The sequence below is a fragment of the Mycobacterium sp. genome, assembly GCF_040398885.1.
Taxonomy (GTDB): Bacteria; Actinomycetota; Actinomycetes; order Mycobacteriales; family Mycobacteriaceae; genus Mycobacterium.
This window is the reverse complement of record NZ_JBBATF010000274.1, coordinates 1-2,237: the sequence shown is the minus strand read 5'-3', so window position 1 is coordinate 2,237 and position 2,237 is coordinate 1. Positions and strand designations below refer to the sequence as shown.

The following is a 2,237-nucleotide window of genomic DNA, read 5'->3' as shown; positions in this document are numbered from 1 at the left end:
TCCACGCTCTCCCCGCCCGGGCAGCCGTAGGTCCACAACAGCCACCCCGGCGTCCGGGTGCGGATCTGGTGGGTGGTCAGGCCCTCGTAGTCGCCGTAGTCCCACTCGACCAGCAGCGGGGAGATCTCGTCGACGGTCAGGCCGGCCAACTCGGCGGTGGCCACCGCCCGCCTGCGGGGGCTGCTGACGACCAGCGGCTCGTCCAGGTCCAGCCGCGCCAGCGTGATGGCTGCCAGTTCGGCCTGTCGACGGCCGATTTCGGTCAGGTCCAGGTCGGTGTGGCTGGTGTGTTTGCGGTCCCGGGACCACTCCGTCTCGCCGTGCCGGAGTAGGACCAACCGATGCTCACCGACACTCACGTCGAGTGATTCTGCCCCACCTGAGAGGATGGTCGGCGTGAGAGTACTGGCAGTGGCCAATCAAAAGGGTGGGGTGGCGAAGACGACGACGGTCGCCTCGCTGGGTGCGGCGTTCGTGCGGGAGGGCAGACGGGTGCTGCTCGTCGACCTCGACCCGCAGGGATGTCTGTCCTTTTCGCTGGGCACCGACCCCGACAAGCTGCCGGTGTCGGTGCACGAGGTCCTCCTCGGCGAGGTCGCGCCCGAAGCGGCGCTGGTGACCACCCCGGAAGGGATGAGTCTGCTGCCGGCCAACATCGACCTGGCCGGCGCGGAGGCCATGCTGCTGATGCGGGCCGGCCGGGAGTACGCGCTCAAGCGGGCGCTGGAGAAGCTGGACGCCTCCCCCGACCACGGCTTCGACGTGGTGGTCATCGACTGCCCGCCGTCGCTGGGCGTGCTGACCCTCAACGGCCTGACCGCCGCCGACGACGTGATCGTGCCGCTGCAGTGCGAGACGCTGGCGCACCGAGGTGTCGGCCAGTTCCTGCGCACCGTCGCCGACGTCCAGCAGATCACCAACCCGAAGCTGACGCTGCTCGGTGCGCTGCCGACGCTGTTCGACTCGCGCACCACCCACAGCCGCGACGTGCTCTTCGACGTCGCCGACCGCTACGACCTGCCGGTGCTGAGCCCGCCGATCCCGCGCACCGTGCGGTTCGCCGAGGCCAGCGCCTCGGGTTCGTCGGCGCTGTCGGGCAGGAAGAACAAAGGCGCGCTGGCTTACGGGGAGCTGGCCGGGAACCTGCTCAAGTACTGGAAGAACGGCAAGAAGTTGCCGACCCTAGAGCTCTGAGCCGCCGGATCAGCAGTCCGTAGACCACCGCGTTGAACAGCGCGAGGCCTCCGGCGATGAGCCACTGGCCCTCGCGGGTCAGCCCGGCGGGGTAGATGACCGGGCCGAGGTAGTGGTCGACGAAGCCGCCGCTGTACCCGGCCTGGCCGGCGGCGCGGCGCAGCGAGTTCTCCAGCGGGGTCAGCGGGCAGGTCCGGCCGGAGGTCTCGATCCACACCGCCCACGCCAGCGCGGGCAGGTGCAGCACCGCCAGTCGGGGCCGCCGCCACACGGCCAGCCCGCCCAGCGCCGCCCACGCGATGAACACGCCGTGGAACGCCAACACCGCGTCGGCGAGAAGGGCCGGCCCTATCACCCGGGGAGCCCGTCCGGGATCAGGTAGAGCGGGATCTCCCTTTCTGACAGCGTCAATGCGCTGGCGGCCCCGGCGTCGTCGAAGGCACCGATCGTCACGCGCCCCAGACCCATCGCGGCGGCCAGCAGGAGGTTCTGCGCCGCGTGTCCGGCTTCCATCCACATGTAGCGGATGCCGCGCTCGTCGTACTTACCGGTGATCCGGCCCGGTACCCCGGTGATCACGACGATGGCGTAGGCCCGCGAGGCAGGTGTCCCAGAGATCGCCTGTGCCACAGCGGCCTTGGCCTGCGCGTCGGTGCGGACCTCGACGGAGGCCGTCCGGGGGATGTAGCGCAAGACTTGTTGTGGGGTGAGGACGTAGGTTTCCAGCGGATATAGCGCGCCCGCCGAGGGGACGGTGCGTGCGCCCGACGGCGCGGACACCCCTTGCGCCGACCACAGCAGCGCCGCGAACTGCCGGTCGCTGATCGGCTCACCGGAACGGTCGCGCACCGAACTGCGCCGGCCCATGGCGTCGAGCAGGCCGCCCTCGCCCAACTCGTCGGCGGGCCCCAGGAATCGCACGCTCTCGTGGCCCCAGGCCGGAATCTCACCGGCCGGCGCGGTCCGGTTCGCGCAACCGCTGCCAGCCAGCACTACCAGGGCGCAGGCCGCAGCAGTCGCGCGCCGAAAGGCCCTCATCGCTC

General features: G+C 70.7%; 4 protein-coding genes. 1 reads left to right on the top strand and 3 read right to left on the bottom strand.

Translation table 11 applies throughout. The features are described 5' to 3' along the window. A partial coding sequence (locus tag ADBZ5U_RS15930) for a histidine phosphatase family protein (protein WP_526811819.1) occupies nucleotides 1-359 on the bottom strand: 359 nt, incomplete at its 3' end. A 28-nt stretch (nucleotides 360-387) separates the two neighbouring features. On the opposite strand from ADBZ5U_RS15930, the gene ADBZ5U_RS15925 reads away from it, so the two are divergent. Beyond that, nucleotides 388-1,194 (top strand): ParA family protein, encoded by an 807-nt coding sequence (locus tag ADBZ5U_RS15925; RefSeq protein WP_526811817.1) that lies wholly within the window; start codon nucleotides 388-390, stop codon nucleotides 1,192-1,194. On the opposite strand, the gene ADBZ5U_RS15920 is transcribed toward ADBZ5U_RS15925, so the two are convergent. Both ADBZ5U_RS15920 and ADBZ5U_RS15915 read right to left on the bottom strand, forming a co-directional pair. Then, complete coding sequence (locus tag ADBZ5U_RS15920) at nucleotides 1,148-1,549, bottom strand: DUF2784 family protein (protein WP_526811816.1); 402 nt, start codon at nucleotides 1,547-1,549, stop codon at nucleotides 1,148-1,150. The two genes, ADBZ5U_RS15925 and ADBZ5U_RS15920, sit on opposite strands and share 47 nt — an antisense overlap. Beyond that, nucleotides 1,546-2,237, bottom strand: a 692-nt coding sequence (locus ADBZ5U_RS15915; RefSeq protein WP_526811814.1) for a SagB/ThcOx family dehydrogenase, incomplete at its 5' end; no start/stop codon positions are given. The genes ADBZ5U_RS15920 and ADBZ5U_RS15915, both read right to left, overlap by 4 nt.

Coding starts and splice junctions, on each gene's coding strand:
- ADBZ5U_RS15925 (WP_526811817.1), top strand. CDS start 388: ATGGTCGGCGTGAGAGTACTGGCAGTGGCCAATCAAAAGGGTGGGGTG.